General features: G+C 66.9%; 19 protein-coding genes (1 of these 19 cut by a window edge). 5 read left to right on the top strand and 14 right to left on the bottom strand.

The genetic code is table 11. The features are described from left to right. Nucleotides 1–13: 13 nt before the first annotated feature. A complete protein-coding gene (locus B4U45_RS24055) occupies nucleotides 14–3238 on the bottom strand; it encodes a type 2 lanthipeptide synthetase LanM family protein (RefSeq protein WP_219859527.1) in 3225 nt (1074 codons plus the stop codon). A gap of 118 nt (nucleotides 3239–3356) precedes the next feature. On the opposite strand from B4U45_RS24055, the gene B4U45_RS24050 reads away from it, so the two are divergent. Then, the gene (locus B4U45_RS24050) at nucleotides 3357–3518 is read left to right on the top strand and encodes a hypothetical protein (RefSeq protein ID WP_156908226.1); all 162 of its coding nucleotides are present in this window, start codon (nucleotides 3357–3359) and stop codon (nucleotides 3516–3518) included. Nucleotides 3519–3621: 103 nt separating this feature from the next. On the opposite strand, the gene B4U45_RS24045 is transcribed toward B4U45_RS24050, so the two are convergent. After that, nucleotides 3622–4464 carry a GerMN domain-containing protein gene (locus B4U45_RS24045; RefSeq protein WP_075549320.1) on the bottom strand — a complete coding sequence of 281 codons (843 nt, stop codon included), beginning with the start codon at nucleotides 4462–4464 and terminating at the stop codon, nucleotides 3622–3624. Nucleotides 4465–4681: 217 nt separating this feature from the next. Further along, the gene (gene ltrA, locus B4U45_RS24040; RefSeq protein WP_198929553.1) at nucleotides 4682–6013 is read right to left on the bottom strand and encodes a group II intron reverse transcriptase/maturase; all 1332 of its coding nucleotides are present in this window, start codon (nucleotides 6011–6013) and stop codon (nucleotides 4682–4684) included. Nucleotides 6014–6910: 897 nt separating this feature from the next. On the opposite strand from ltrA, the gene B4U45_RS24035 reads away from it, so the two are divergent. Further along, entirely contained in the window at nucleotides 6911–8632 is a 1722-nt protein-coding gene (locus B4U45_RS24035; protein ID WP_075549319.1) for a DEAD/DEAH box helicase, read from the top strand. A gap of 13 nt (nucleotides 8633–8645) precedes the next feature. Here B4U45_RS24035 and B4U45_RS24030 read toward each other — a convergent pair whose 3' ends face one another. The 11 genes from B4U45_RS24030 to sepIVA form a co-directional block, all read right to left on the bottom strand. Beyond that, the gene (locus B4U45_RS24030) at nucleotides 8646–11093 is read right to left on the bottom strand and encodes a [protein-PII] uridylyltransferase (protein WP_075549318.1); all 2448 of its coding nucleotides are present in this window, start codon (nucleotides 11091–11093) and stop codon (nucleotides 8646–8648) included. A gap of 51 nt (nucleotides 11094–11144) precedes the next feature. Continuing rightward, nucleotides 11145–11483, bottom strand: coding sequence for a nitrogen regulatory protein P-II (glnB, locus tag B4U45_RS24025; protein ID WP_023372285.1), 339 nt, complete (start codon nucleotides 11481–11483; stop codon nucleotides 11145–11147). Then, nucleotides 11480–12913, bottom strand: coding sequence for an ammonium transporter (locus B4U45_RS24020; protein WP_089025233.1), 1434 nt, complete (start codon nucleotides 12911–12913; stop codon nucleotides 11480–11482). The genes glnB and B4U45_RS24020 overlap by 4 nt, the downstream gene beginning before the upstream one ends. Before the next feature lie 142 nt (nucleotides 12914–13055). Beyond that, the gene (gene ftsY, locus B4U45_RS24015; protein ID WP_075549317.1) at nucleotides 13056–14345 is read right to left on the bottom strand and encodes a signal recognition particle-docking protein FtsY; all 1290 of its coding nucleotides are present in this window, start codon (nucleotides 14343–14345) and stop codon (nucleotides 13056–13058) included. A 57-nt stretch (nucleotides 14346–14402) separates the two neighbouring features. Further along, entirely contained in the window at nucleotides 14403–18017 is a 3615-nt protein-coding gene (gene smc, locus B4U45_RS24010; RefSeq protein ID WP_099222972.1) for a chromosome segregation protein SMC, read from the bottom strand. Between the two features lie 11 nt (nucleotides 18018–18028). Next, a complete protein-coding gene (locus B4U45_RS24005; RefSeq protein ID WP_075549315.1) occupies nucleotides 18029–18310 on the bottom strand; it encodes an acylphosphatase in 282 nt (93 codons plus the stop codon). Beyond that, the gene (locus B4U45_RS24000; RefSeq protein WP_075549314.1) at nucleotides 18297–18710 is read right to left on the bottom strand and encodes an OsmC family protein; all 414 of its coding nucleotides are present in this window, start codon (nucleotides 18708–18710) and stop codon (nucleotides 18297–18299) included. The genes B4U45_RS24005 and B4U45_RS24000 overlap by 14 nt, the downstream gene beginning before the upstream one ends. A gap of 61 nt (nucleotides 18711–18771) precedes the next feature. Beyond that, nucleotides 18772–19623: a DNA-formamidopyrimidine glycosylase gene (mutM, locus tag B4U45_RS23995; protein WP_219859526.1), complete on the bottom strand. Its 852-nt coding sequence runs from the start codon at nucleotides 19621–19623 to the stop codon at nucleotides 18772–18774. Continuing rightward, nucleotides 19624–20349, bottom strand: coding sequence for a ribonuclease III (gene rnc / locus B4U45_RS23990; protein ID WP_075549312.1), 726 nt, complete (start codon nucleotides 20347–20349; stop codon nucleotides 19624–19626). After that, the gene (locus B4U45_RS23985; RefSeq protein ID WP_075549311.1) at nucleotides 20346–20939 is read right to left on the bottom strand and encodes a YceD family protein; all 594 of its coding nucleotides are present in this window, start codon (nucleotides 20937–20939) and stop codon (nucleotides 20346–20348) included. The genes rnc and B4U45_RS23985 overlap by 4 nt, the downstream gene beginning before the upstream one ends. Before the next feature lie 98 nt (nucleotides 20940–21037). Next, nucleotides 21038–21775 carry a cell division protein SepIVA gene (gene sepIVA, locus B4U45_RS23980; RefSeq protein ID WP_075549323.1) on the bottom strand — a complete coding sequence of 246 codons (738 nt, stop codon included), beginning with the start codon at nucleotides 21773–21775 and terminating at the stop codon, nucleotides 21038–21040. A 262-nt stretch (nucleotides 21776–22037) separates the two neighbouring features. Between sepIVA and B4U45_RS23975 the strand changes: the two genes are divergently transcribed. The 3 genes from B4U45_RS23975 to B4U45_RS23965 form a co-directional block, all read left to right on the top strand. Beyond that, nucleotides 22038–22769, top strand: coding sequence for a thioesterase II family protein (locus tag B4U45_RS23975; protein WP_082275630.1), 732 nt, complete (start codon nucleotides 22038–22040; stop codon nucleotides 22767–22769). 676 nt (nucleotides 22770–23445) lie between these two features. Then, nucleotides 23446–25197 (top strand): long-chain-fatty-acid--AMP ligase FAAL26/FadD26, encoded by a 1752-nt coding sequence (fadD26, locus tag B4U45_RS23970; RefSeq protein WP_075549310.1) that lies wholly within the window; start codon nucleotides 23446–23448, stop codon nucleotides 25195–25197. After that, nucleotides 25194–26606 carry the beginning of a type I polyketide synthase gene (locus B4U45_RS23965; protein ID WP_219859525.1) on the top strand. Its footprint extends 4140 nt past the window's final position, so 1413 of the gene's 5553 nt are visible here — the first part of the coding sequence; its start codon is at nucleotides 25194–25196; its stop codon lies off the right edge, out of view. Before fadD26 ends, B4U45_RS23965 begins: the two co-directional genes overlap by 4 nt.

Here is a 26606-nt window from a genome sequence, read left to right as displayed (position 1 = left end):
CACGCAGCTGCGGCTATTCCCAGACCAAGACGTTGGGAAGCGAGCCATCGATCCGGCGCAGCAGCGTGTAGCCGACGCCGGCCAGCCCCTGGAACATTCCGGGGTTGAACCGTCTGGTACCGCCGCTCCATCGGTAATCGCCGCGGCTGGCGGCGGTCGAGATGACCTCGGTCAGGTGCCGTGCTGCCAGTTCACGCAAATTGTCTCGTCCCAGGACGGCTCCGGCTTCGCTGAGAAATTCGATGCTGCCGAGGGTGCCGCAGCACAAGGTGTCCCGACGTATACCGGCCCAGCTGTCTTCCACGGCGGTCAGAGCGCGTGTTATGTCGTTGTACAGCAACGCGTTATCGGCGCATTGCAATCCGGTCATGGCGATCCGCGCCACACCGATGCCGGGAGATCCGTGACACCACTTACACGGCCACACCTTTTCTCCGTTGCTGTCCAGATCGGCCCAGGCGTGGCGGTGCGGGTCGAAGTTGGCGTTTTCGAACGCAATGCATTCCGCGGCGGCGCCGGCGAATTCGTCGATTCCGGTTGCCTCGGCCAACGAGGCGAGGGCGTAGGCGTAACCCGCTGCGCCGTGCGAAATGCCGTTGAGGTCCAGTGACCCCGATCCCTGCCCGCTCCAACTGCGGCGCCCCGCCGATCCGATACGCGGTTGATGCAATAGGTGCTCGCCGCAGCGGGTTGCACGGTCGAGCAGATCGCGAGATCCGGTGTCGCGGTGCAGACGAAGCAACCCGAGGATGGCACCGGCGCTGCCGCCGATGACGTCGAGTTGATTGTCCGCCGCGATCAGGTCGTCGGTGAGCAGTGCCGCCGCAACCTGCGCATCGGCGAGCAGGCCATCGTCTCGCAGGCATGCCGACATCACGGCAAACGCGTAGATGACCGACCCCAGGCCGCCACCGGCGCCCACTCCCAGCGAGCGGGCGAAGCGGGCCGCGTTGCCGCTGTTGAGTTCCTTGCGAACGTGGGCCAACCCGGCCAGCGCCAGTTCCGCCGAGCGGGCGCAACCCGTCACCGCCGCGTGCGCAGCCAGGAAGACCCCGATACCCGACACGCCGTTGTAGAGGCCGGGGCCCAGACAGATCAGTTGGAAGAGTTCGGAATCACCCAGCCAGTCGAGCGCGATCCATGCTGCGCTGCGTCCACGGCGAATCGCGTACCGCGACAAGTCCGCGGCGATCCGGTCCGCCTCGCAGCGGAACATCTCTGTCACCGGCACACCGGTTACGTCGGGGCTTGCTGTCGGTTCCAGCCCGAGCGCTTCCGCGGATATGCGTCCCCGCGCAAACGATTCCATGTTCTGCCGGATGATGGTGACCTGCCACTCGGTCCCCGCGCCGTCGAGGCCACCGGCCAGGGCCAGCGCGTGGCCCAGGCCGGAAACGCCGGCGGCATGGACCGAAGTGCCGGTGACGTCGCGAATGTCGGTGGTGTCACTGGTCATCACAAAATACGGAATGTTCAACGCCAGCAGCGCTGCCCGTTCCGCCCGCACCAGCGGCGACTGCGGATCGATGTCCTTGTCCCAGTCGGACAGCCGGGCAACAAAGTCGGCCTGCGCAGACCAGATGACGCCGTCGTCCATGCGCCGTGGATCCTTCAGCCGCTGCAGCAGCAGCGCATAGAACCTCGTGGGACGCAGTAGTTTTCGTACCGGCAGGCCGGCGAAACCATCGAAGAGCCCGCCTGTCGCGGCGTCGGCGCGCCACTCGGCCAGGAACCCCGCATAGGCTCGGAAGCCCTCGATGAAAGCCTCGACGTGGTCGGCGAACTTGGCGTAGCGGCCGCCCACGTGCGGCAAGTTCGGTGTGCTGCTATCGGTTTGACGAGGTCTGGCCGGGCGCATCGCGTCGGTGTTGACGTCGGTCCAGCGGATCCCGTCAGCGGGCGCCCAATCCGACAGCAACCCGCCGATGGCCCCGACCTCGTTGTCGGGATAACGCAGGTAGGACGGGATCAGGCGGACCATCATGACGGAGTTGGCGATGGTCTCCACGGCGGCCCGGTGGGCGTCGCTCTCCGGGTCGCCGGCATCGGGCCGATCGATGGTGGCCTGCAGGATGGTTTCGATGTCGATGGGTACCGGGTGGGCGCCGGCTGCGATGATGTTCTCCTGGTGCATGTCGCCGGCGGCAAAGCAGTAGAACAGCGCCAGCCAGGCACCGGCCCGGGTGAAGTAGGCCTCGACGTCGCGATCATCGGCGCAGGGCCCATGCTCGATAAACTCGGTCCACCCGTAACCGTCGCGGGCCAGCGCCCGCACCGCCCGCAACCTGACCGGCGCCACCGCGTTGAGCCGCTCCACCACCGCACACCACGCGACGTCGACCCGTAAATCCTTGGGCTTATACACAATTCGAGAACCATCCGCGAACACCACGACCTGCACCGAACGACCACCATTGTGCAAATCACCAAGCCCACCCTCGACACCGACCACCCGACCGACCACCGGCGCACCCAACAACTGAGCACCGATCACCGCCACATCCGCACCCAAGCGCACCACCAACTCCGCGCTGGCATCGATCCACTGCCGAACCACAACCGCCATCAGCCGCAACAACACCGGCTTGGCCTCAAACAACCGTCGAAACCCCTGCCCCCGCATCTCCACCACGAACTGGCCATAACTCAACGACCCCGCACGCGCAGTATCGAACAACGCATACAACGCCGGCGCACACAACTGCGACAACTGCGCCACCAACGCCCCACGCAAACTCGCCCGCCCATCCTCACCAAACAACCCGGCCACCGACGCCGCCACCGCCGACCACAACCGCGCCTCAGCCTGCACCACCACCGGCATCAACAACTGCTCAAACGCACACCCCACCCCCCCGCCACCGGCATCCACCCCCCGCAACGCCGCCTCGATCCACACCGCATCGAGCAACCACCCCGGCACCGGTGCCGACGAAACCCGCCGCGCACCGCCAAACCGCTCCAACACCAACGCAAAATCCCAACCATCGCGAGCCAACCGCCGAGCAAACTGACGCCAATCACCACTGGCACACGACCGACACCACGCCGCCAACCGCCGCCCCGCCCGATCAGCATCCGACTTCTGCCCCGGCACCGACTCGAAATCACCCGACAACAACTCATCAACACTGGCCGCACCCACCAACACCCGCTCAAAAAACGTGTCCATCCCGTCCCTTTCGCCGCCACCCGGCGTAAACCCCGCCCCACCACCATAATTGGCCACCACACTCACCAAAACACCCAACGACCATCAGCGCCCACCTTGAGGACCAAAGTCCCTACAAGCCCACCACCACTACGACAGACAGTAAAAGTCCACCATCAACCCATACCCAGAAAGGACCACCCCGATGAACCACACCATCCAACTCCCCCAACTCGACGACGACATCTTCGCCTTCAACTTCTCCGACGAAGCCATCGAAGCCGCCGCCGGCATCAGCAGCGGCATCGAAGACACCACCCAATGCACCTGGTCAGTCACCACCCTGTGCAACCCCTGCAAAGAATAAGCACCCCAACACCATTCACCATCTGGGTGCGGCCTGATCACTCGCCTGCCGAAACAGCTTGATTCTCTTGGCAATCGAGCTTCCTACAGCTATCGGCGGGGTCTCAGAAGTTCACCGGAACCTCGTAGACGTTGCGGTGGGATCCGTCCTTCATGCTTACTTCCCAGACGGTGACACGGCCCAGGCCAGGGCGTTGCGTCGAGTAATTCGAGGTGAATGCGAAGGGGCCCCAGTTTCCCCATTCCAGCCCCGTCACCGTGGTGAAACCCTGGTCTAGCTCGGCGCCGTCCGGGGCGTTGACCGAATACGTGACCGTTCCCTCGAAGACGTTGGCGATTCCGGAGACCTTCAACGGCGAGGTCACAGCTTGCCCGGGCACCGGCGACTCGATCAGAATCCTCGGTAGCACGGCGTCGATGTCGGCGCGTTTGAGGTTGGCCGCCCCTTCCAACGGCTTCCCGGCGACGGTGATGGTTACCTGGTCGACGCCGGCGAACTGGGTGAGCGTGCAGACGACCTCGGCGACTCGCAGCTGCATCGGGGCGCCCGGCAGCGCGGCGCCGTCGGCCCGGAAGTCGTTGGACAGGTCGACGGTCGCGGTGCCGCCCGCGACGTTGAGGCCCAGCAGCGTGGTGGCGGCCGGAATCTCCGTCGACAGGCCGATTCCCCGCTCGAAGTCGTCGGGCCCCGCCAGTAGCGCCCGGACCGCGAGTTCGGCCGCCATGGATGAGTGCGGATCGGCCGCGTTCCGCCCGGCAGTGGCGACCTTGCCGGCCCGCACGAAGTAGACCCGAAGGGCAACGCCGGTACCGGGCATCGTCGTCGGCGCCATCGACGTCGCACCGGACTTCGACGACGTGGTCGCAGCCGGCGGCTGGTGCGTGGCGCATGCAGCTCCCGCGTATAACCAGCCGATGGCCGAGATCAAGCACAGTGCCCGCCGCATGGGCTGAGAGTGCCACCAGAACGCGGTGGTGCGCCAGGGACGAATGGCCTCTCCAGGTGCCGCGGCCGTCGCTCGCTGCAAAAGCCGCACCCGCGGATCGGGTCACCTCATTGGTAGTCGGGGGCGCGGTGCTCAGTGAGCCCGTTTCCCCTTCCCCCTTTCAATCCGTGCGTGCGGTTTTCCCGCACACGGCTTACCGATGATCTTCTAGACATGGTTACGCTGCCTTCGGGTAGCGGATGGTGCCACGAAGCCGGTGCAGGCCGTGCCCGTTAAACCACTCTTCGGTCCACTGATCGGCTTGGCCGGCACGCAGATTGCGGCCCCGCTTTTGAACCATCAAGCGGAACAGCCGCCATCGGACGTACCGGTCGATCTGGCGGAACTTCTTGGCGGCATTGCCGGTACGAAAGTAGTTTCCCCAGCCGCGCAGGATCGGGTTCAGATCCGCGATGACGTCCCGGATATCGAGACCGACCCGATTGCCCCCGGTGCGGTCACGCACCTTGGCCCGTAGTCGGGCCATGGCCGTTTGGCTGGGCCAGCGGTGCAGGTAGTAGCGCACAATGCGCTTCTGTTCCCACAGCCGCCCCGACATGCGAGCTCGGAAATGACAGCCCAGAAAGTCCAGGCCCTCACAACCTGCCCGTAGGTCGACCACCTTCGTCTTATCCGGATGCAGCCGCAACCCCAACGACGCCAGGATTTCTCCTACCGCCGCTAGAGCGTGCTCGGCTTGTTCCGCCGTACGGCACAACACCACACCGTCATCGGCATAACGCACCAACTCACCTACCCCACGGGCAGCGAGTTCGGTGTCGAGCACATGCAGATAGACGTTGGCCAACAGCGGCGAGATCACCCCGCCCTGCGGAGTGCCCGCGACCGTCCGCTGGGTCACCCCCTCGACCAACACTCCTGCTTGCAGCCACAAACGCAGCAGTTTAAGCACCCGCCGATCCGAGACCCGCCTACCCACCTCCGTGAGCAGCCGGTCGTGGTCGATCTCACCGAAGAAATTGGCGATATCGAACTCGACCACAAACACCTGACCCTGGATGAACCCGGTCCGCAAGCGTTCCTTGGCCATCACCGCCGACCGCCTCGGCCGAAACCCGAACGAGCACGACAGAAAATCCGCCTCGAAAATCGGTTCCAACACGATCTTGGCCGCCGCCTGGACCACCCGGTCTCGCACCGTGGGAATACCCAACGGCCGCTTACCACCTCGTGGTTTCGGGATCTCCACACGCCTAGCAGGCGCGGGACGATACCGACCTGTGCGAAGGTCATGGCGCAACTCACGCAACATGCGGTCCACGCCGTAGTCCTCCACCGCGGCCACGGTGATCCGATCCACCCCGGCCGCGCCCTTGTTCTTACGCACCCGCTCCCACGCCTCCCACAGGACGTCACCCCTGTAGATACGGTCATACAGGGCGTGGAAACGCCGACCCTCAGACTGCTTGGCCGCAGCCCATAGCACCCGTTGCAGTTGTTGCACTTTCACCGGCGAGGCCACCAACGGCTCGTCGTCGGCTACGGGCAAGCGATGGCTTACCGGGGTAGTTGGACCGAGTCACCTCGGTCATGCCCTCACACTTACCCGCTTCGCGCGCGTGATCAAAGCAGGGGCCCTTCCCTCCCGGCGTGTCTCTCACACCGATCAGCGGTACTACGACCCCCTCGGACTCCCGCTGCCCTCCAAGGGATTTCACCATCGGCTTATACCCTTGGTCTTTGCCTGACGCAGGCTGAGCAGACCGACCTCTCCCCTTCCGAACCAGACTGTGTGCACGTGCCGCTCCCCATACCCCGGAAGGACCCGCCGAGCTAACCCCGGACCAGGGCTCGACAGACATAGGCCTTCGCCGTGACATGAGCGGCTCGGCTCCTCCGTTGTAAATTTGACGAGGCTGCAGGACTCGCGCCTAACGGCACTACGGCCCGCGCACTTGCTCCCTCCAAAGAGGCTCTCGACACCCCGCTTAGCCCGCCGCCTCTCAACGACGAACCGGGGCCTGCTACCCGGCGCTCCGGTGCCTACCGGGACGGGACTTACACCCGCAAGCCTGATCCAGCTTCTAGGACGCACCATGCGGCCCACCGTAGAACAGCCCGCGGTTATCGGTTGGCTTTCCACCAGGTGTACAGGCCGGCGAGGTCGGGTCCGCTGGCCAGAGCCAGCAGCAGGTCGCGGTCTTTCGCCCACAACTGACCCATGTCGCGACTGCACCCAAAAGTGTTGCCATGCTAGATTTCACACTCGCCGCCCAGCCGCACTGATTCGACCCGCAACACTTTCGTCGCGCCCGCCGGTGTGCCGACAACGGCTCCCCGCGTGTTATGCCGCGACATGCCAGCACGTCGGGTCGGCGTGCGGAGGCAGGTGACGGCGTGAACGTGAACCGCCACGCGCGGGTGAGCATCTGGGGGGCAGTGTTCGATGCAGCAGGTCAGTCACGCCGACGCCGACGGCAGTCGGCCGTTGCGGGGCTGGCAGCGCCGGGCAATCGTCAAGTACCTGGCCGCCGAGCCGCGGGATTTTCTGGCCGTGGCCACCCCCGGGTCGGGCAAGACGACGTTCGCCCTGCGGATCACGGCCGAATTGCTGAGCCATCGCGCGGTCGAGCAGGTCACCGTCGTGGTGCCCACCGAGCACCTGAAAATTCAGTGGGCACAGGCCGCCGCGCGGCATGGGCTGGCCTTGGACCCCAGGTTCACCAACTCCAACCCCCGGACCTCACCGGAGTACCACGGCGTCGTCGTCACCTACGCCCAGGTCGCCGCGCATCCGACGCTGCACCGGGTGCGCACCGAACAACGCAAGACGCTGGTCGTTTTCGACGAGATCCACCACGGCGGCGACGCCAAGACCTGGGGCGACGCCATCCGGGAGGCATTCGGCGACGCCACCCGCCGTCTCGGCCTGACGGGCACACCGTTTCGCAGTGACGACAGCCCGATCCCGTTCGTCAACTATGCCCCCGACGGGGACGGCGTGCTGCGTTCGGAAGCCGACCACACCTACGGCTATGCCGAAGCCCTTGCCGACGGCGTGGTCCGGCCGGTGGTGTTTCTCGCCTACTCCGGGCAGGCGCGCTGGCGCGACAGCGCCGGCGAAGAGCATGAGGCACGCCTGGGTGAGCCATTGTCGGCCGAGCAGACCGCACGGGCCTGGCGCACGGCGCTGGACCCTGCGGGCGAGTGGATGCCTGCGGTCATCACCGCCGCCGACCAGCGGTTGCGTCAGCTGCGCGCCCAGGTGCCCGACGCCGGTGGCATGATCATCGCTTCGGACCGGACGGCGGCCCGAGCCTATGCCGGGTTGCTGACCACGCTGACGTCCGAAGCGCCCACCGTCGTCCTGTCCGATGATCCCGGATCCTCTTCCCGCATCGCGGAATTCGCCTCCAGCACCAGCCGGTGGCTGGTCGCGGTGCGGATGGTCTCCGAAGGCGTCGACGTGCCCCGCCTGTCGGTGGGGATCTATGCCACCAGCGCCTCGACGCCGCTGTTCTTCGCGCAGGCGGTTGGCCGGTTCGTGCGGTCACGCCGACCCGGTGAAACCGCGAGCATCTTCTTGCCGTCGGTTCCCAGCCTGCTGCAGCTGGCCAGCGAGCTGGAGGCGCAGCGCAACCACGTGCTGGGCAAGCCGCACCGGGAATCGGGCGACGATCCGCTCACCGGTGACCCGGCCACCAGGACACAAACCGAACCGGGTGAAACCGGCTTCACCGCACTGGGAGCCGACGCCGAATTGGATCAGGTCATCTTCGACGGATCGTCGTTCGGCACCGCCACTCCGGCGGGAAGCGACGAGGAGGCCGACTACCTCGGCATCCCCGGGCTGCTCGACGCGGAGCAGATGCGCGCCCTGCTGCACCGTCGCCAAGATGAGCAGCTGCAACGGCGGGCCCGGCTTCAGCAAGGGGCCGCGCAAGCAGGCCCCGCCCAGCCGGCCACCACCCACGGCCAACTCCGCGAGCTGCGCCGCGAACTCAACAGCCTGGTGGCGATCGCGCATCATCGCACCGGCCGGCCGCACGGCTGGATCCACAACGAACTTCGCCGCCGCTGCGGCGGGCCGCCGATCGCCGCCGCAACCCGCGAGCAGCTCAAGGCGCGCATCGAAGCCTTGCGCCAGTTGAACTCCGAGCAGGCGTGACCGCGGGGGCGGGTCAATCGCCGACGGGCTCGTCGACCAATACGTCGGCGGGGGTACCCAGCACCGCCGACAGCTGCTGCTCGACCGCGGCGGGTACGTCGGACTCCCCGGGAACCATCACGCAGAAAACGTCGGCCGCGGTCGACCCGAACGTGTTGACCTTGGCCCACACGATATCGACGCCCGCGCGCTCCAGGGCGTGCGCGAGCAGCGCGAGCAATCCCGGTCTATCCATGGCACGAACCTCCAGGATGAGCTGACCGGAGCTGGCAGATTCCAGCCACATGATGCGCGGCGGGGCGGCCGAACGCGTGACCGGCACTCCGGCCACCACCTCACCGGCTCGCTCGGATGCGAAACTGCTGGCCTCGCTGTCCCGCTTTTCCACCATGGCCAGCACATCGACGTCGCCGCCGAGGGCACCGACGAATTGCTGGCGCAGCAGTTCGGCCGCCGGCGGCGAACCGAACAGCGGGGACACCACGAATTCGGTGATCGCAACACCGTCGTGACCGTTCACCGCCGCGGAATGGACACCCAGCGAATTCAACGCCAGCACGGCAGCGGCTTTGGAGACCAACCCCGGCTTGTCCGGGGCGACCATCACCACCTGGTACATCCGTGCGCTGTCGCCGGGTCCGATCTCCACGTGCACGCCGTGATCGGCGGCCAACGAAAGATAGTGCGGAGCAAGGGGTTTCGCCTGAGGCAGGGCCTCGCCTGCCATCACCATCCGGCAGCGTGACACCAGTTTGTCGACCAGCGACGCCTTCCATTCGCTCCACACGCCCGGGCCGGTGGCCTTCGAGTCGGCTTCCGTCAGCGCGTGCAGCACCTCGAGCAATTGCGGGTCCCCGCCCAGGGCCTCGGAGACACCCTCGATGGTCTTCGGGTCGTTCAAGTCGCTGCGGGTGGCGACGACGGGTAGCAGCAGGTGATGGCGGACCAGCTTCGAGAGCACATCGACGTCCGCCGGCGGTAGACCCAGCCGCTCGCCGATCTGCATGACCATTTCGGAGCCCAGGACACTGTGGTCGGCGCCCCTGCCCTTACCGATGTCGTGCAGCAGCGCGCCAAGCGCCAGCAAGTCGGGTCGGGCCACCCGGGTGGACAGCGGCGCCGCATGGATCGCGGTCTCGATCACATGCCGGTCCACGGTCCATTTGTGGGCGACATCGCGGGGCGGGAGGTCGCGGATGCTGCCCCATTCCGGCAGCAATCGGCCCCATAACCCGGTGCGGTCGAGCGCTTCGATCGTCCCCACCGCGGTGGGGCCGGCCAGCAGCACCACCAGCAGGTCGTCCAATACCTCACGCGGCCAGGGCGTCGGCAGCTCCGGAGTGCAGGTGGCCAGCCGGCTCAAGGTGGCGGCGCCGATGGGCAGTCCGGTGTCGGCCGCGGCGGCGGCCACGCGCAGCATCAGTCCCGGATCGCGTTCGGGGTGAGCGTCCCGGGCCAGCACGATTTCGCTGGCGTACTCGACGACGCCCTCGTCCAGCGGCCGCCGCTTGGGCCGGTGTCGTAGGGCCGAGATACCCCGCCGCGGCAACGCATTGGCGGCGGTGCGCAGTCCGGTTTCGGAGTGGTAGGCGATGGTGCGCCCGGCGCCGGACAGCATCCGCGCCAAGTCGAATCGGTCGCCGAAATGCAGGGCTGCGCTGATGTCATCGGCGTGCTGGGCCAGCAGCAGATCGTGCCCGCGGCCCGATACCCGGTGCAGTTCGGTGCGCACGTCGAGCAGCGTGAGGTAGGCGTCGTCCAGCGAACCCACCGGCAGGCCCGGAGCGGCCATGCCGTGGCGGTCGATGAGCTGCGCGATCGCCAGCGCGTTGAGCAACTGCACGTCGCGAAGGCCACCGCGACCCGACTTGAGGTCGGGTTCGGCGCGGTGGGCGATGCGACCGTATCGCAACCAACGATCATGCGTTATTTCGACGAGTTCGTCCATGCGCGAACGTATTCCGCTGCGCCATTGCCGCCGCACGCCTTCGATCAACCCGTCCGAAAGTCGCTTGTCGCCGGCGATGTGACGGGCTTCCAGCATGCCCAGGGCGGCCACCAGGTCGGAATTGGCCACGCCCAGCGCGTCAGTAACGGTTCGCACGCTGTGGTCGAGCCGAATGTTGGCGTCCCACAACGGGTACCACAGCTTGTCGGCGACCTCCCCCAGCACCTCGGCAGGCTTGCCGTCGTGCACCAGCAGCAGGTCCAGGTCGGAATGCGGCAGCAGCTCGCATCGGCCCAGCCCACCGACCCCGACGATCGCGAAGCCGCTGTCGTCGGTGATCCCGATTTCCGCGGCCTTGGCGGTCAGCCAGGACTCGTGCAGGTCCAGCCAGGCCTGTCGCAGCTCCGCGGGATCCGGTGCCCGCTGGTCGTCGGACAGCAATTGGCGCCGTGCGGCAACCAAATCGCTTGCCGGGCAGGCGGTTCCGGCCTGGTCGCGCTGGTCGGGGGTCATACCGGGTGGGGCCGGCGCGTCCCAGATCGGTTCAGCAATGCGCGACGACTCTCACAGCGCGTCCGGTCCGCGTTCACCGGTGCGTACCCGCACGATGGTGTCCACAGGGCTGACCCACACCTTGCCGTCGCCGATCTTGCCGGTGCGCGCCGCCCGCACGATGCTGTCGACCACCTTGTCGACGATGGAATCGTCGACGACCACTTCGACCCGGACCTTGGGCACGAAATCGACCGAGTATTCGGCGCCGCGGTAGACCTCGGTGTGGCCCTTTTGCCGTCCATAACCCTGGATTTCGCTGACGGTCATCCCCAGGACGCCGGCGTCCTCGAGGCTGGCCTTGACGTCGTCGAGGGTGAACGGCTTGACGATCGCGGTGATCAGCTTCATTTCGGCTCCGCCTCCACTTTCTCGCTCACTCGCTCTTCCAGGCCGTTACGCGAACCCAGCGCCGGGCCGGGACGGGGAAGAACCGAACCGCTGGTGACCGCGAAATCATAGCCGCTCTCGGCGTGCTCAGCCTCGTCAATACCCGCGTATTCTGCCTCCGCACCCAACCGCAGCCCGATGGTGTACTTCAGGATAAGAGCCAAGATAAGCGTGACGACGCCAGAGTAGACCAGAACGCTGAACGCGCCGACCGCTTGCCGTTCCAACTGCGCAAACCCGCCGCCGTAGAACAACCCCTTCGACACCCCGGCCACGCCGTTGATGGCCACGCTCTCGGGTGCGGCCAGTAAACCGATCAGCAACGTGCCCACCAGACCGCCGACCAGGTGTACCCCGACCACGTCGAGCGAGTCGTCAAACCCCAGCTTGAATTTCAGGCCGACCGCCAGCGCGCACAGCACACCGGCCACCGCCCCGACCGCCAGCGCGCCCAGAACGTTGACCGACGAGCACGACGGGGTGATGGCGACCAGTCCGGCGACAATGCCCGAGGCCGCGCCCAGCGTCGTGGCCTTACCGTCGCGGATGCGTTCGGTCAGCAGCCAGCCCAGCATGGCCGCGGCGGTGGCGACGGTGGTGGTGATGAACGTCGACCCGGCGGCGCCGTTGGAGCTGGTGGCCGACCCGGCGTTGAATCCGTACCAGCCGAACCACAGCAACCCGGCCCCGAGCATCACGAACGGCAGGTTGTGCGGCCGGAACAGCGTCGTGGGCCAGCCCTTGCGCTTGCCCAGCACGATCGCCAGCACCAGGCCGGCCACACCGGCGTTGATGTGGACCGCGGTGCCCCCGGCGAAGTCGATGGCGTGCAGCTTGTTGGCGATCCAGCCGCCGTGCGCGGAGGCGAACTTGTCGAACGCGAAGACCCAGTGCGCCACCGGGAAGTAGACGAACGTCGCCCAGAGCCCGGCGAAAGCCAGCCAGGCACCGAACTTGAGCCGGTCGGCGACCGCTCCCGAGATCAAGGCCACCGTGATGATCGCGAACATCAGCTGGAATGCCACGAACACGGTGGCCGGCAGGGTGCCGGCCAGCGGAATATTCACCGCCGCGGTTTGCGTCGCGGGATCGGCGGCCACCGCGTTGCCCCCGATCAGGCCCTTCAGGCCCCAGTATTCGGTCGGGTTGCCGGCAATGTTGCCGACGTCGTCGCCGAACGCCATCGAGTAGCCGTAGAGCACCCAGAGCACGGTGACCACGCCCATCGCACTGACGCTCATCATGATCATGTTCAGCACGCTCTTGGCGCGCACCATGCCGCCGTAAAAGAAAGCCAGGCCCGGCGTCATCAACAGCACGAGGGCAGAACTCGCCAGCATCCAGGCCGTATCGCCGGTGTTGGGTACGCCCATGATCGGGAATTGGTCCACTCGCTATCACCTCCAGTCAGCGTTGGGAGGGCCCCAGGACTATGACTGGCGACCTGATCCAGAACCATGCGCAGTAGTTGTTGCGGCGATGGTGCGGTGATGTTTCGTCAGGATTAACGTAAAACTTGCTGTGTAAGAGCTGCTAGCCGAGCAGCGCGTCGACGAAGGCGGCCGGTTCGAACGGCGCCAGGTCGTCCGGGCCTTCGCCGAGCCCGACCAGCTTGACCGGCACGCCGAGCTCCTGTTGGACGCGGAAGACAATGCCGCCCTTGGCCGTTCCGTCCAGTTTGGTGAGCACTACGCCGGTGATGTCGACGACTTCGGCGAAAACCCTGGCCTGCGCCAGTCCGTTCTGCCCGATCGTGGCGTCGAGCACCAACAACACCTCGTCGACGGCGGCGCGGCGGGTCACCACCCGCTTGACCTTGCCGAGTTCGTCCATCAACCCGACCTTGGTGTGCAGCCGGCCGGCGGTGTCGATGAGCACGACGTCGGCGCCGTGGGCGATGCCCTTGTCGACGGCATCGAAGGCCACCGATGCCGGGTCGGCGCCTTCGGCCCCGCGCACCACCTCCGCACCCACCCGGGCCGCCCAGGTCTGCAGTTGATCGGCCGCCGCGGCCCGGAAGGTGTCGGCCGCGCCGAGCACCACCCGCCGGCCGTCGGCCACCAGCACCCGCGCCAACTTTCCGACGGTGGTGGTCTTGCCGGTGCCGTTGACACCCACCACCAGCAACACCGAGGGATGGTCGGCGTGCGGCAGCGCCCGGATCGAGCGGTCCATGACCGGCTGCAGTTCTTTGACCAGGACATCTCGTAGCACGGCCCGGGCATCCGCCTCGGAACGCACATCGGCGCTGGCCAGCCTGCTCCGCAGCTGCGACACCACCGACGCCGTGACCACGGGGCCCAGGTCGGCGACCAGCAAGGTGTCCTCGACGTCCTGCCAGGAGTCCTCGTCCAGGTCGCCGCCGCCGAGCAAGCCCAGCATGCTGCGGCCGAAGGCGTTCTGCGACTTGGCGAGCCGTCCGCGCAGCCGCTCCAACCGCCCTTCCGGCGGCTCGATCGCCTCGACTTCCGGCGCTACCGGCGGCGCAACGGTCTCGGGTTCGGGCTTGACTTCGGGGAGATGGACATCAGAGATGGTGCGTTTGACGGCGTCACGCGGGAGGGTCGCATCGTCGCCCACCGCGGGCAGTCCGCTGGTGTCGATCCGATCGGCCGGTTCGACGGTCTCGACAGCCGAGGGCGTCTGGCTGAAGGTGATGCCGGACGACGCCGTGTAGCCGCCCGAACGGTCGATTACCCCCGGTTTCGGCTGGGTCGACAGGCGGATCCGGCGACGGCGATAGCGCACCAGGCCGATGACCAGCGCGGCGATGACGACCAGGACGGCGACGACCGCGATGGCGATCCACAGACCTTCCGACACACTGACATCCTTCCAGGGGCTTACCGGGGCGCCCGGTCCCCACGCTACGGGTCACCGTCACGAAGAATTGGCGACCAGCTCATCCAGCTGCTGACCCCGCATTCGCTGCGAGATCACCGCGGTGATGCCATCACCTTGCATGGTCACGCCGTAGAGGGCATCCGCGACTTCCATCGTCGGCTTCTGGTGCGTGATGATGATGAGCTGAGATCGGTCGCGCAGCTGTTCGAACAGGCCGAGAAGCCGCCGCAGGTTGGTGTCGTCCAGGGCGGCCTCCACCTCGTCCATGATGTAGAACGGCGACGGTCGGGCCCGAAAGATCGCCACCAGCATCGCCACCGCGGTCAACGCCTTCTCCCCACCGGACAGCAACGACAGCCGGGTGACCTTCTTACCCGGCGGACGGGCTTCCACCTCGATACCGGTGGTCAGCATGTCGTCGGGTGCAGTCAGCCGCAGCCGGCCTTCGCCGCCGGGGAACAGCGAGCCGAACACGACCCGGAATTCGCGTTCCACGTCGACGAACGCGTCGCTGAAAACCTGCAGGATGCGGGCGTCGACGTCGGCGACGACGTCCAGCAGATCCTTGCGGGCGGCCTTGACGTCCTCGAGTTGGGTGGACAAGAAGTTGTAGCGCTCCTCCAGCGCCGCGAACTCCTCGAGGGCCAGCGGATTGACCCTGCCGAGTTCGGCCAGGTCCCGCTCGGCGCGTTTGGCCCGGCGTTCCTGGGTAACGCGGTCGAACGGCATCGGGGCGGGCGCGACCACCTGCTCGCCGCGTTCGCGGGCCTGCTCGAACTCGGCCATCTCCAGCTCGGTGGGCGGCAGCGGCACTTCGGGACCGTACTCGGCGATCAAATCGGCCGGCGCCATCCCGAACTGCTCCAGCACCATGTGTTCGAGCTGCTCGATTCGCATTGCCGCCTGGGCGTCTGCCACCTCGTCACGGTGTAGCGAATCGGTCAGCGCAGCCACCCGCGCGCTCAACGTGTTGGTCTCCTCGCGAACCGCCGCCACGGCCGCCAACCGCTGCCGGCGTTCGGCGGCGAGCTCGTCACGAAGGTGCGACGCCGCGGCCACCACCCGGTTCAACCGCCCCGCCAACAGCCGCCCGGACTCGGCGACGGCCGCGGCCACCGCCGCCGAGCGCAGTCGCGCTTCCAGCGCCTGCTGGGCCCGCAGCCGCGCCTCCCGTTCGGCCGCAGCCGCGCGGCGCAGCGAATCTGCTCTTCCCCGAACGGCATTGGCGCGTTCCTCGGCGGTCCGCACCGCCAATCGCGCCTCCACTTCAACGGCCCGCGCACTTTCGGTCGCAGCCGCGATCGCTTGCCTGGCTGCTGCCGTGCTGGGCTCGGCCGCCTGCACGTGTTGGGTCTGCTGGGCGTTGCGCAGCCTGGTCTCGAGCTCGATGACCTCCTCGAGCGTCTGCGCCCGCCCGGCCTCCAGTTCCTCGCGCTGCCGCAGCAGCCTGGTCCACTCTTCCTCCGCCGCGCGCGCGTCCTGACCGAGCCGGCCCAGCTGCTCGTAGGTCGCCGAGATGGTGGCGTCGGATTCGTTGAGCGCGGCCAGCGCCTGGTCGGCCGAGTCCTGGCGAGCCGCTTGTTCGGTCAGTGCGCCGGACAGCGCCGCGCTGAGGTGAGCCACCTGCGCCTCGGCCGCGGCCAGCTCGCTGCGGGCCTTGTCGATTTCGGAGGTGATCTCCAGCGTGCTGGGCCTGCGGTCGGACCCGCCGCTCACCCAGCCCGCTCCGACCAGGTCGCCGTCGGTGGTGACGGCTCGCAGCTGGGGCCCAACCGCCACCAGATCCAGCGCCTCGGCCAGGTCGTTGACCACCGCGACGCCGGAAAGCATCGCGGTGATCGCCCCGCGCCAGCGCGGTGGCGCCTCGATCAGATCCAGTGCCCACCGCGCGCCGCCGGGCAATGGCGGGGCCGGGTTGTCCGGGGCCGGCCAGTCACTCAACACCAGCGCCGCCCGGCCGCCGTCGGCCTCCTTGAGCGCGCTGACGGCGGCGCGAGCCGCGCCGGGGCCGTCGACGGCCAGCGCGTCGGCCGCCGCTCCCAGCACCGCTGCCAGTGCGGCCTCGTAGCCAGGACGGACCTTGACCAGCTGGGCGATCGGCCCGAGAACTCCCGCGCCGCCGTGGTTGCGGGCTAGCCAGGCCGCGCCGTCCTTGCGGTCCAGTCCCACCGAGAGGGCGTCGATGCGGGCCCGCAGCGACGCCACCCGGCGTTCGGCGTCGCGTTCAGCCACCTGGAGTTCGGCCACCCGCTGGTCGGCCAGCCGCAACGCGGCCACCGTCCGCTCGTGCTGCTCGTCCAGGCCGACCTCGCCCTGGTCCAATTCGCCGACGCGGCCCTGCACGGCTTCGAATTCCGCGCGAGCCTGCTGAGCACGCGCGGCGGCCTCTTCGATCCGTTCGGACAGCCGCGCGACGCTGTCGTCGGTCGACTCCACGCGTGCCCGCATGGTTTCCACCTGTCCGGCAAGCCGCGCCAGGCCCTCGCGCCGGTCGGCCTCCGCCCGCACCGCCGCCAGATGGGCCCGGTCGGCCTCGGCAGCCTGACGCTCCCGTCCGGCCAGCTCGGCACGGGCGGCATCCAGGCGGGTGCGCGCGGCGGCCAGTTCCGCCAACAGCTGCTGTTCGGCGGCGGCCACCTGCTCGGCCTCGGCTTCCAGCTGCTCGGGCTTTCCGGGGTCGGTATCGGCGCTGGTCAACGGCTCGACGTCGAGATGCTGAGCGCGCTCGCTGGCGATGCGTACCGTCGCGCCCACCCGCTCGGCCAGGGCGGAAAGGCCGAACCAGGTGTGCTGTACCGCCTCGGCCCGTCGGGAGAGTTCGGTCAGCGCGGCCTCGTGCGCGGCCAGCTCCTCGGCGGCCACCGACAGCCGCGCGGCGGCCTCGTCATGTTCGCGGCGCATCGCGTTCTCGGCGTCCAAGATCGCTGCGCGCTCGGCGCGCCGGCCGACCAGATCGTCGGCGGCCAGCCGCAGCCGCGCGTCGCGCAGGTCGGCCTGGATGGTTGCGGCGCGGCGGGCGACCTCGGCTTGGCGGCCCAGCGGCTTGAGCTGGCGCCGCAGCTCGGTGGTCAAGTCGGTGAGCCGGGCCAGATTCGCTGCCATCGCGTCCAGTTTGCGCAGCGCCTTCTCTTTACGCTTGCGATGTTTGAGCACGCCCGCGGCTTCTTCGATGAAGGCCCGGCGCTCCTCGGGCCGCGACTGCAGGATCTCGTCGAGCTTGCCCTGCCCGACGATCACATGCATCTCGCGGCCGATCCCGGAGTCGCTCAACAGCTCCTGCACATCCATCAAACGGCAACTACTGCCGTTGATTTCGTATTCGCTGGCGCCGTCGCGGAACATCCGCCGGGTGATCGACACCTCGGTGTACTCGATCGGCAGCGCATTGTCGGAGTTGTCGATGGTGACGGTGACCTCGGCCCGGCCCAGCGGAGCACGCGACGACGTGCCGGCGAAGATGACGTCTTCCATCTTGCCGCCGCGCAGGGTCTTGGCCCCCTGCTCGCCCATCACCCACGCCAGCGCGTCGACCACGTTGGACTTGCCGGAGCCGTTGGGACCGACGACGGCGGTGATCCCCGGCTCGAACCGCAGAGTCGTTGCCGCGGCGAAGGATTTGAAGCCCTTCAGCGTCAGACTCTTGAGGTACACGAGCAGCCAGATTACCGCTCGCTGAACCCGGCGATCCGCTCCGACGCCTCCGACCAGTCGGCAACCACCTTGTCGACGCGACCAGGGGTGGCGCCACCCTGCAGCAGCCGCAGCAACTGCTCCCCCGACTCGCGCGGCCCCTGGGCGACCACCAGCACCCGGCCGTCGGCCCGGTTGGCCGCGTAGCCGGTCAGGCCCAGCTCCAGCGCCCGGCAGCGGGTCCACCAGCGGAAACCGACGCCCTGGACCCGGCCGTGCACCCAGGCGGTCAGCCGCACATCAGGTGCCGACATCGGTGACCTCGACGGTGACCGTGGTGCCCGACTTCAAGGTGCGCCCGACGGTGCACACCAGGTCGATGGCCCGGTCGACGACCAACAGCAGGCGCTCCTTCTCCTCGGCGGCCAGACCCGACAGGTCGAGCTCCAGGGTTTCCTCGAGCAGCGGATAGCGCTCCTGGTCGCGGTCGGCCGCACCCGATACCTTGATCACCGCCTGGTAGTCGTCGCCGAGGCGACGGGCCAGCGGCTGATCACTGGACATGCCGCTGCAGGCGGCGAGCGCGATCTTCATCAGCTCACCGGGGGTGAACACCCCGGCGACGTCTTCGGAGCCAACGAGCACCTGCGCTCCGCGCGAGCTGTATCCCGTATAGCGGCGAGTGCCGGTGCGTTCGACCCACAGTTGCGTCATGGCTTCTTTGTACCGGTTCGTGCCGGGGGTCCTCGCGCCGAGTAACGCCGATCTCGACGCGTCACCGCCGCGGCCGCGGCTGGCATCGCGGACAGTAGAACGACGAGCGGTTCATGAACTTCTCCCGGCGAATCACCGCACCGCAGCGCCGGCAGTTCCGGCCGTCGCGGCCGTAGGCGTCGAGCGATCGGTCGAAATAACCCGACTGGCCGTTGACATTGACGTACAGCGAATCGAACGACGTCCCACCCTGAGCCAGCGCGTCACGCATCACCTCGGCGGCGGCATCAAGGACGGCGCCCAGTTGCCGGCGGGTCAGGGGTGTTGCCAGCCGGGCGCCGTTCAGCTTGGCCCGCCACAGCGCTTCGTCGGCGTAGATGTTGCCGATTCCGGAGACCACCTGTTGGTTCAGGAGCTGGCGCTTGAGTTCGGAATGCTTGCGCCGCAAGACCTCAACGACGGCATGGGCATCGAACCGCGGATCGAGCGGATCCCTTGCCAGGTGGGCGATCGGCGCCGGCACCACGCTGCCGTCCACGGTCACCAGGTCAGCAAGCAGCCACCCGCCGAAGGTGCGCTGGTCGGCAAAGCTCAGCACGGTCCCGTCGTCGAGCAGGGCGGAGATCCGGACGTGGTCGGAGCGCGGCACTGCTCCCAGCAACATCTGCCCGCTCATGCCCAGGTGCACCACAAGCGCGCTATCCGGGCTATCCAGCGTCAACCACAAGTACTTGCCGCGCCGGTCGGTTCCGGTAATCCGCGCGCCCAGCAGCCGCGCCGTCAGGTCGGCGGGTCCGGCCTCGTGGCGCCGAACCGCCCGGGGGTGATGGACCCGGACCGCGGTCAGCGTCTTGCCCACCACATGGGCCGCTAAGCCCCGCCGCACCACCTCGACCTCGGGTAGTTCGGGCATCTAGGGCGAAGGTTTCCCAGCCGTGTCCAGCGCGTCCAACGCCTCGAGCGCCTTATAGGCGGCTGACGCGGCTTTCTGCTCGGCTTCTTTCTTGGACCGACCCATACCCGACCCGTACTCGCCGTCCATCACGACGACCACCGCGGTGAACTCCTTGTCATGGTCCGGGCCGGTGGAGGTGACCAGGTAGGACGGGGTGCCCAGCCCGCGCGCCGCGGTCAGCTCCTGCAAGCTGGTCTTCCAGTCCAGCCCGGCGCCCAGCGTCGCCGCCGCGTCCAGCAATGGTCCGAACAACTTCAGGATCACCTTGCGCGACACCTCGATACCGTGCTCCAGGTAGATCGAGCCCAGCAGCGATTCCATACCGTCGGCCAGGATGCTGGATTTGTCGGCTCCACCGGTATTGGCCTCGCCGCGGCCCAGCAGGATGTGCACGCCAAGACCGTTATCCGACAGGTTGCGCGCGACGTCGGCCAGCGCCTGGGTATTGACCACGCTGGCTCGCAGTTTGGCCAGGTCGCCTTCGGAACGGTCGGGGTGGCGGTGGTAGAGCTCGTCGGTGATGGTCAGCCCCAGGACCGCGTCGCCGAGAAACTCCAGCCGCTCGTTGGTCGGTAGCCCGCCGTTTTCGTAGGCATAGCTGCGGTGCGTCAACGCCAGTGACAGCAGTTCATCGGAGAGGTCGACACCGAGCGCGTCGAGCAGACTCTGCCGTGACGCTGTCACCGCTCACCTCGATCCGCGGTGTCGGGGCTCTGCGCGGTGGCGATATCGGCCAGCTTCGCCCACCTGGGGTCGATCTGGTCATGGTGATGGTCGGGATCGGTGTCCAGCGCGACACCGCACCGTGGGCATAGCCCGGGGCAGTCGGGGCGGCACACCGGAGAAAACGGCAGTTCCAGGCCGACCGCGTCGACAATCGACTGCTCGAGATCGATCTTCTCGTCGACGACGTGCCCGACCTCGTCATCCTCGGTGGTGGCCGCGGTGGTGCTGTTGGGATAGGCGAACAGTTCGGTCAGGGCAACCCGTACCCGGCCCTGAATCGCGGTCAGGCAGCGGGAGCACTCCCCGGTCGTGGGGGCGCTAACCGTCCCGGTGACCAACACTCCCTCGGAAACCGACTCCACACGCAGGTCCAGGGAGAGCGGGGCGCCCCGCTGGATGGCAATCAGCTCCACGCCGATGCGGGTGGGGCTGACCACGGTGTCCTGCACGGTGAACATGGCCCCGGGGCGGCGCCCCAACCGGGCGATGTCAATCGCCATCGGCGCGGTCAGACGTCCGTGGGCTGTCTGGCTGTGCTGCCTCGCCATAGGAGAGATCCTACGGCGCGCGCCGGGCTGCGGCGGGAATCCCCGCCTGCCGCGCCGAACCCATCGCCGCGGCGGACCCTCCCGCGGCGGGAACTCGACTAGCGCGTTGCGTAGTCGTGCGTACCGGCAGCGGTACGAAGCTGATGACGGCCTCGTCCGACGGAGCGGAGTGTGCCGTTGAGCATTTCCTCGAACTCGGCAAGCTTGGTGTCCACGTAGACGTCGCATTCGCCGCGCAGCCGGTCGGACTCGGCGTGCGCCGTGTCGATCAGGCGGGTGGCTTCGGCATTGGCCGCCTGCACGACCTCGTTCTGCGACACCAGGCGCTGCTGTTCCTTGATGCCCTCCTGCACCGCCTTCTCGTAGGAGATGTTGCCGCTTTCGATCAGTCGATCGCATTCGGACTTGGCCCGGCTGATGCTGGCCTCGTACTCCCGCTTGGCTGAGGCGGCAATGCGCATCGCCTCCTCCCGGGCGTCCGCGACCATCCGCTCACTGTGCTGGCGCGCTTCACCCACCATCCGATCGGCCTGGGATTTCGCGTCGGACAGAATCCGGTCCGCCTCCGCGCGGGCATGGTTCAGCATCGAGTCCGCCTCGGTGGTCGCCGCGGAAACCATGGAGTCGGCATGCGCTTTTGCTTCGTGCAGCATCGAATCGCGGGCGTCGAGCACATCCTGCGCGTCATCGAGTTCGCCGGGGATCGCGTCCTTGATGTCGTCGATCAGCTCGAGCACGTCGCCGCGCGGCACCACGCAGCCCGCCGTCATCGGCACGCCGCGGGCTTCTTCGACGATTGCGCTCAATTCGTCGAGCGCTTCAAAGACTCGGTACACGGCCATATCCTCCCGGCATCCCTGGCATGACTTGTTGTTACCAGTGTGCCTGCTGTTATCCCTGTGACGCTGGTGGCGACGTCGGTGTGTCGGCCCGTTTCCGGGCTTCGGCCGACCGCGGGCCGCACCCGCTCCGCCGACGCCGCCCGGGCCGGCATGGGTATCCATGGGTATTCCGTGGGCGGTGTACTCGATGGCTCGCCGCCCCTCGGTCGAGTTAACCGGCGTCGATGTGCGCGTTCGGCCACGGTAGGGTGGCGCCGTGCACGCCCGCTCGAACGACGGCAAAAGCCCTACGCTGTATATCTTCCCGCATGCCGGTGGAACCGCAAAAGACTATGTCGCATTCTCTCGCGAGTTTTCCGGTGACCTGAAGCGAATAGCTGTCCAGTACCCGGGACAGAACGACCGGTACGGCCTGCCGCCGCTGGAAAGCATTCCGGGTCTCGCTGACGAAGTGTTCGCCATGATGAAGCCGACCGCCCCGATCGGCGATCCGGTCATCTTCTTCGGTCACAGCATGGGCGGAATGCTGGCCTTCGAAGTCGCATTGCGGTTTCAATCAGCCGGTTACCGCATCCTCGCGCTGTTTGTGTCGGCCACCTCGGCGCCGGGCCATATCAGGTACAAACAACTCGAGGGTTTCTCCGATAACGAGATGCTGGATTTGGTGGCCCGGGCGACCGGCACTAATCCGGATTTCTTTGACGACGAAGAATTTCGGGTGGGCGTGCTACCCACATTGCGGGCCGTCCGCGCCATTGCCGGCTACACTTGCCCGCCGGAGACAAAAGTATCGTGCCCAATTTATGCATACATCGGGGATAAGGATTGGATTACCACCCGCGAAGACATGGAGCCGTGGCGTGACCGAACGACGGGAGAATTCGCGATCCGCGTCTTCCCAGGAGATCATTTCTATCTCAACAAGAATTTGCCAGAGCTCGTAGGCGACATCGAGGACAGGGCACTCCAGCAGCTCCACGAAGCTTAGCTGCGGCAAACCTCCGCCCACCTGGCCCGCACCTCACGCACCAGGTGGCGCCATTCCTGGCGCCCGGCTGCCGAAGTTCGCCACAGCTCGGCGCCACAGCCGGCCGGATGCCGCATCGCGGACCTCTGCCGGGCCCCGGGCCGGGTTGGCAGAACGACCGCCGCGCGCCCGCCGGCGCAGCATCCCAGGCAAGGCTGTGAACTTTGTCACAACGAGACGCCGGTCCCAAAGTGCTGGCACCAGCGTGCCAGAATCGACATACCAACTCTCACTGCACTAGTCATCTGTCACTGATGTATCAAATGTCACATCTGCCACCTCGGCTCACAGCGGACTGCCTGGTACAAAGGCTTAATGCACGTCGGAACGGTGCCATAGCAGGCGGTAGCATTGGCGGACGCTGTGGGGAAAGTGTGGATTTTCCCAATACCGCCCGCACCCGTCCCGAGAGGTGGTTACCTTACGTAGACCGACTAGTCGTATGGGGAACGGGGTCATTCTGGGGGCGGTCAGCATAGGCACATCGGTGTGCTTTAACAGCGAAAGCTGCCTCCGCGTCATAGCGAACTAGTCAGCTCAGACCCGCGGGTTCCATGATGCTGGTCAGTCGCACTGTGCCAGGGATTCACAGGTGCAACACACAATCAAACCGACAAGCCGATGGGAGTTAAGTGCGATGCCGGTGATCGACTCTTCCGTCCCTGCTTTGCTGAAGCAGCGGGCGGATCAGCAGGCTGACACCACCGCGTATACATTCATCGACTACGGATTGGACCCGAAGGGGTTCGCTGAGAGGTTGACGTGGTCGCAGGTGTACGGTCGCGCCTGCACCATCGCTGAAGAGCTCAAATTATACGGGTCACCGGGTGATCGCGTGGCTATTCTGGCGCCGCAGGGCCTGGAATACGTCATTGCATTCCTCGGCGCCCTGCAGGCCGGATTTATCGCAGTTCCACTCTCCACGCCGCAGTATGGTATTCACGACGATCGCGTTTCCGCGGTATTGCGCGACTCCAACCCGGTCGCCATTCTGACGACGTCGTCGGTCGTCGCCGACGTCACGAAATACGCAAACGCGCAAGACGGACGACCCGCGCCGTTCGTCATCGAGGTCGATCTGCTTGACCTGGACTCGCAACCTCAGCTCGCGGCGCCGCCGCGGATGTCGACCGGAGCGGCTTACCTGCAATACACCTCCGGTTCGACCCGCACGCCGGCCGGCGTCATCGTGTCGCACCAGAACGTCATAGCCAACGTGACGCAGAGCATCCATGGCTATTTCGGCGCTCCCGAAATGCCGACTGACGCGGTGCTGCTGTCGTGGCTGCCCTTGTTTCATGACATGGGCCTGATTCTTGGAATATGCGCGCCACTGGTCGCGGGCCGAAGCGCAGTCCTATTCAGTCCGATGTCGTTCTTGCGCCGTCCGGCCTGCTGGATGCAATTACTTGCCACCAGCGGACGCTGCTTCTCCGCGGCACCGAATTTCGCCTTTGAATTAGCCGTGCGGCGAACGTCCGACGAGGACATGGCTGGGCTCGACCTCGGCGACGTGGTCGGAATCGTCAGTGGCAGCGAGCGAATCCACGTGGCCACCGTGAAACGCTTCACCGACCGTTTCGCCCGGTACAACCTCAGCCCGACGGCCGTGCGGCCCTCCTATGGGCTCGCGGAAGCGACCCTCTACGTGGCGGCTCCCGAGCCGGGCACCGCGCCCAGGACCATTCGTTTCGACTACGAACGATTGACTGCCGGGCAGGCCAGGCGCAGCGGAACCGACGGGTCGGTCGGCACCGAACTCATCAGTTACGGTTCGCCGGATCCGTCAGCGGTGCGCATCGTCGACCCCGAGACCATGATCGAGAATCCGCCGGGGACGGTCGGTGAAATCTGGGTGCACGGTGACCACGTTGCGCTGGGATATTGGCGCAAGCCGGAGCAGACCACGCGCACGTTCACCGCCAAGCTGGTCAATCCCGCCCCGGGAGCGCCCGAGGGGCCATGGCTGCGGACCGGAGACCTGGGCGTCATATCCGAGGGCGAGCTGTTCATCATGGGCCGCATCAAAGACCTTCTGATAGTCGATGGCCGCAACCACTACCCCGACGACATCGAGGCGACGATCCAGGAGATCACCGGGGGCCGCGTCGCGGCGATCGCCGTCCCGGACGACATCACCGAGCAACTGGTCGCGATCATCGAGCTGAAGAGACGCGGGGCCTCGGCCGAAGAGGCCATGCGCAAGCTGCGTTCGGTCAAACGTGAAGTCACCTTCGCCATTTCGAGATCGCACAGCTTGCGCGTGGCCGACCTGGTTCTGGTCTCCCCCGGATCGATTCCGATCACCACCAGCGGCAAGATCCGCCGTTCGGCCTGCGTGGAAAGGTACCGTCGCGACGGCTTCAAACGCCTGGACGTGAGCGCATGACGGCGAGTATCAATGACGAAGCCGACCTTCGCCATTGGCTTGTCGACTACTTGGTGACGAATATCGGCTGTACACCCGACGAGGTCGATCCCAATCTGTCACTGGCCGATCTCGGGGTGAGTTCGCGTGACGCGGTGGTGCTGTCCGGTGAATTGACCGAGTTATTGGGCAAGACGGTATCCCCGATCGACTTCTGGGAACATCCGACGATCAACGCCCTGGCCGCATATCTCACCGCGCCCGAGACCGATTCCGAGTCGGACGCGACGCTCAAGCGCCCCGGTCGAAGCTCGCTGGAAGAGCCGATCGCCGTGATCGGCATGGGGTGCCGATTTCCCGGGGGGATCACCAGCCCAGATGCGTTGTGGCAGTTTCTTTGTGACCGCCGCTCGGCGATCGGGAAGGTCCCCGACGAACGGTGGGAGCAGTTCGACGACGGCTCACCGGAGGTACGGGCACTGCTGGACCGCACCACGCGGTGGGGCTCATTCCTGCCCGACATCGACGCATTCGACGCGGAGTTCTTCGAGATCTCCCCCAGCGAAGCCGACAAGATGGACCCCCAGCAGCGCCTGCTGCTGGAAGTGGCCTGGGAAGCGTTGGAACACGCAGGAATTGCGCCCAGCGCGCTGCGACGCTCGCAGACGGGAGTGTTCGCCGGGTCGTGCTTGAGCGAATACGGCGCGATTGCCTCCACCGATCTGTCGCAGGTCGACGGTTGGAGCAATCCCGGCGGCGCGATGAGCATCATCGCCAACCGCCTCTCGTACTTCCTCGACCTGCGCGGCCCGTCGGTGGCGGTCGATACCGCATGCTCGTCGTCGCTGGTGGCGATCCACCTGGCCTGCCAGGGCCTTCGGACCCAGGACTGCAACCTGGCCATCGCCGCCGGAGTGAATTTGTTGTTGTCCCCGGCCGTATTTCGCGGCTTCGACCAAGTCGGCGCGTTGTCGCCCACCGGTCATTGCCGCGCCTTCGATGCGGCAGCCGACGGTTTTGTGCGCGGCGAGGGCGCCGGGGTGGTGGTGCTCAAGCGGTTGACCGACGCGCAACGCGACGGCGACCGGGTGCTGGCGGTCATCTGCGGCTCGGCAGTCAACCAGGACGGCCGCTCCAATGGGCTGATGGCCCCCAACCCGGCGGCTCAGATGGCCGTGCTCCGCGCGGCCTACACCAACGCGGGGATGCAGCCCAATGAAGTCGACTTCGTCGAAGCTCACGGCACCGGAACGCTGCTGGGCGATCCGATCGAAGCCCGCGCTCTCGGCACCGTGCTGGGCCGCGGACGCCCCGAGGACGCTCCCCTGCTCATCGGCGCCGTGAAGACCAATCTCGGCCACACCGAGGCCGCGGCCGGCATCGCCGGCTTCATCAAAACGGTGCTGGCGGTACAGCATGGCCGGATTCCA

It is taken from the genome of Mycobacterium persicum (assembly GCF_002086915.1).
GTDB classification, from domain to species: Bacteria; Actinomycetota; Actinomycetes; order Mycobacteriales; family Mycobacteriaceae; genus Mycobacterium; species Mycobacterium persicum.
This window is presented reverse-complemented; position numbering and strand designations above follow the sequence as displayed.

Excerpts from the sequence above, each read along its gene's own strand:
- B4U45_RS24050 (WP_156908226.1), top strand. The coding sequence starts at position 3,357 with ATGAACCACACCATCCAACTCCCCCAACTCGACGACGACATCTTCGCC.
- B4U45_RS24045 (WP_075549320.1), bottom strand. The coding sequence starts at position 4,464 with ATGCGGCGGGCACTGTGCTTGATCTCGGCCATCGGCTGGTTATACGCG.
- B4U45_RS24035 (WP_075549319.1), top strand. The coding sequence starts at position 6,911 with ATGCAGCAGGTCAGTCACGCCGACGCCGACGGCAGTCGGCCGTTGCGG.
- B4U45_RS24030 (WP_075549318.1), bottom strand. The coding sequence starts at position 11,093 with ATGACCCCCGACCAGCGCGACCAGGCCGGAACCGCCTGCCCGGCAAGC.
- glnB (WP_023372285.1), bottom strand. The coding sequence starts at position 11,483 with ATGAAGCTGATCACCGCGATCGTCAAGCCGTTCACCCTCGACGACGTC.
- B4U45_RS24005 (WP_075549315.1), bottom strand. The coding sequence starts at position 18,310 with ATGTCGGCACCTGATGTGCGGCTGACCGCCTGGGTGCACGGCCGGGTC.
- B4U45_RS24000 (WP_075549314.1), bottom strand. The coding sequence starts at position 18,710 with ATGACGCAACTGTGGGTCGAACGCACCGGCACTCGCCGCTATACGGGA.
- mutM (WP_219859526.1), bottom strand. The coding sequence starts at position 19,623 with ATGCCCGAACTACCCGAGGTCGAGGTGGTGCGGCGGGGCTTAGCGGCC.
- B4U45_RS23985 (WP_075549311.1), bottom strand. The coding sequence starts at position 20,939 with ATGGCGAGGCAGCACAGCCAGACAGCCCACGGACGTCTGACCGCGCCG.
- fadD26 (WP_075549310.1), top strand. The coding sequence starts at position 23,446 with ATGCCGGTGATCGACTCTTCCGTCCCTGCTTTGCTGAAGCAGCGGGCG.